The sequence below is a fragment of the Psychromonas sp. genome (assembly GCF_983033635.1).
Genome location: NZ_CEZLMY010000258.1, coordinates 1 through 3506, shown reverse-complemented (window position 1 = coordinate 3506; position 3506 = coordinate 1). Strand labels below are relative to the sequence as shown.

Sequence of the window (3506 nt, the reverse complement as noted above, 5' to 3'; positions counted from 1 at the left end):
TCGCATCCGCTGCTAGACGGCACGAATACTTTAGTGTTCCAGTATGGTGCAGATGCTTTTGGTGAAGCTGCATGGCGCAATGCAAGCGGCAGTAAAGTTGCAGCTGCTCCAAGTTGGCAAGGAACGTTAGAAAACTCATTCCGCTTTATCGATTACGGTACAGTAAAATTCACTGATCAGTTCGATATGGCATATTCACTTCTTTATGCCCGTGGTGAAACAAAATCTGAGCTTAGTGTCGCAGAAGAAAACCCGGATCGCTTAAGTGTTGTTGTACGACCAGCTTATTACTGGAATGACTATATGCGCACTACAGTTGAACTGGGCTTCGACCAAGTCAAAGAGTCATATCATGCTGAAACTCAAGATATTCAGAAAGTTATTATCGCTCAGGAGTTTACACCAGGTATAGGCGCGATGGTAAGACCAACATTACGTTTTTACGCAGGCAGCTTCTTCGGTAACGTAGCAGAACAACATCGTGTTGCCAATGCAGATGGTTCAGACGGCGATATCCGCATCGGTGCTCAACTGGAAGCATGGTGGTAATCACCACATTCTATCCCAGGAAAAGAACAGTTTGATTATCAGCTGATAATCAAACTAAACAAAATGATATCGGCTCATCAGAGAGCCGATATCAACAATAAACATAATGCAACCTGTTGCTTTACATGATTAATTTAGTTGATCTTAATTTGTCAGGGTGATCGAGTTTTTAATATGCTCGCCGTATTTTCGATCCTAATTGTAAAGAATGTTTGTTGAAATAACCTAATTTAGAAGGTCTATAATATGATTAATTTAAAACCACTGGCAATTGTCGCCGTGGCAGCTGGCGCTTTATTGACTGGCTGTGGTAGTGACTCGGGGGATTATCTGCATCCCACTGATGTTAAAGTTCCACAAGATAGATTCCTTGAATTTCCAAGTGATTTTTTATGGGGCTCTGCAACCTCTGCTTATCAGGTGGAAGGGGCATGGAATGAAGGTGGTAAAGGTTATAGCAACTGGGATTTCATTACCAGAGATTTGGGGCTGGCCAATGGTGAAACCGGGGATGTCGCAATCGATCAGTACCATAGATACAAGGACGATGTAAAGCTGATGAAAGAGGCTGGCTTAAAAAGTTACCGTTTTTCTATCTCCTGGCCGCGCATTTACCCGAGTGGTATCCCTTTTGAGTTTGATGAAAATGGGGATATTGTTATGGGGCCAAACGGCCCAGTGATGGCCGCACCTAATGAAGAAGGTCTAGCTTACTATGATCGACTGATTGACGAGCTTATTGCAAATGATATTGAGCCTATGATCACTCTGTTCCATTGGGATATGCCGCTTCCTTTATGGTTACCTGAGTCTATGGGTGGTATGGGCGGTTTCAATAATCGTCAAGTTGTCGATTTTTTTGCTGTCTATGCAGAAGCGGTTATCAGACGCTTTGGTAATAAAGTCACCAAATGGATGAGCTTGAATGAACCGTATATTTGGGCAACCTTCCAAGAAGGCCTGTTTGCTGAAATTTTCAGGAAGGTTGGCATGGGTTGGGAGCCTAATGCAGATAATGTTGCAGCCATGATGAAGGACCAAACCGTCATAAAGTTTACCGGTACACAGCTGACTTACATTCATGGTTATATGCTAGCGCATGCTAAAGTAGTTAAAATTTACCATGATCTGGAAGATGCAGGAGAAATTCTTGACGGTGATATGGGGATCGCGTTTGACTTGGGTATTGCTAAACCAGCCTCTCAGTCTCCAGAAGATTTAGCGGCTGCCGCGCTGTTTAATGATCTTCAGCTTAACTTGTTTACTTACCCTATCTTTAAAGGTAAGTATCCGGATGGATTGCTGGAAAGATTTGCAGAGCTAGGTTACAAAATTAATGCAACGCCAGAGCAATTAGCTGCCGACTTAGCATTTATTGGCTCACAAGGTTCCGATTTTGCCGGTGTGAATTACTATAGACGACCGACAGTAAGAGCCTATGATGGGGAAGCCGATTACGGTGGTGAAAATCTTTTCTCATTAAACGGTGATTTTTTCGGCGGAGATATATTTGGTGAAGCTTTTGCTTATGCCCCTATAGAGAATCCAGGCTCAGAAAATGGCGCATATGATCCACAAGGTTTGTACGATACGTTAGTGTATCTGAATGACGTGTCAGGTGGTAAGGATATTATTATTACTGAAAATGGCGGCGGTTATCGCGTTGAAGATCAACTTACCGCTGATGGCAAAGTGCACGATACTATGAGAACCCGTTTTCTAAATGGTCATGTTAAAGCGGTATGGAAAGCGATTGATGATGGCATTCCGGTTATTGGTTACACCGCTTGGTCACTGTTTGATAACTTTGAATGGATACGCGGTTATAATGGTCGTTTTGGCATGGTTTATGTGGATTATAACAATGATCTGAAACGTATACCTAAAGATAGTTATAAATGGTACGCTGAAACGATCAGAAATAATGGCGTAGCTTCTTCACAATAAGAGGAAACTACCTGTTATTTATGCCAGCCTGTAAAGGCTGGCTTTGCGATGATTGTTTTATTTTGTTTAAAAGAGAGGACGGAACTAATGTTAGTGGTATTGGAAAGCTTGATTGCCAATAAAAATAGTTGCAAGGTAAACAGGGCGGGTTGATGTTCTATTTAAACAGTTGTGCATTTGGGGTTTATCAGGTTTTGAAAGAGATAGATCCAGAAAATAATGCACTAAATACAATCAAATTAGATGCTTTTTCAGTAGATAGGCCATGTTTTATCGGGGAGGAGAGAGTACTGCCGATATTATATGCTTTAAATGATCTCGGCTACTATGATCGCTTTGAGTTAAAGTGTCTTGCTAAGGTCGCGAGTAGCTATGCTAAAGAGGGGCGGAGTTTGTCTCCGTTAGCCCGAGGAGATCTAGGTTGTGTTACTAGGAGTTATATCTGTAATGCGCCAACCTTGGGTGACTTTATCGCAAGGATGATTGAGGAACTGATGTTCGGTAACCGTGCTATATCCTTCGATATCAATGATATAAATGAATATATTGAGATTAGATTAAGCTTTACTAACGAAGAGAAAAGTTTCAATCCTGGTTATGGTTTCCTGTTTTTAGTGGCCTATACCACTCAACTTATTTTTGGAAGTGATGTCAAGATTGACTCATTTTTTTCTTCTGAAAACAGCTTAGATCTCGAAACCTATCAGGCACATATATCTGGAAACGTTAGTTTTGCCAAAGAAAGTTATTTACGCTTTAAAAAGGATGATTTTAACAGAATTAATAAACATCATAATGCTTATGTTGATGGTGAATTAAAATCACTTGTAGAAAGTTTAAGGCCCAGCCTGCCTGAATTAGAAAATATCAAAGATGATCTATTAGCGAAGATTGAAACCTGTTTTATGAAAACTCATGGCAGTATTTCAGTAACCGAAATGGCAAGTCAATTTAGGATGAGTAAGTCTTCATTTTATAGAAAACTCGAAAGTGAAAATACATCTTATAAG

The 3506-nt window shown here is 40.7% G+C and carries 3 protein-coding genes; all 3 read left to right on the top strand.

All coding sequences use genetic code 11. The annotated features are described in order from the left end of the window. A partial coding sequence (locus tag AC4GME_RS18090) for a carbohydrate porin (RefSeq protein ID WP_490379966.1) occupies nucleotides 1-549 on the top strand: 549 nt, incomplete at its 5' end. A 246-nt stretch (nucleotides 550-795) separates the two neighbouring features. Beyond that, entirely contained in the window at nucleotides 796-2496 is a 1701-nt protein-coding gene (locus tag AC4GME_RS18085; protein ID WP_490379965.1) for a glycoside hydrolase family 1 protein, read from the top strand. A 152-nt stretch (nucleotides 2497-2648) separates the two neighbouring features. Continuing rightward, nucleotides 2649-3506 (top strand): hypothetical protein (locus AC4GME_RS18080; RefSeq protein WP_490379964.1); only part of this gene is annotated, 858 nt, incomplete at its 3' end.

Coding starts and splice junctions, on each gene's coding strand:
- AC4GME_RS18085 (WP_490379965.1), top strand. CDS start 796: ATGATTAATTTAAAACCACTGGCAATTGTCGCCGTGGCAGCTGGCGCT.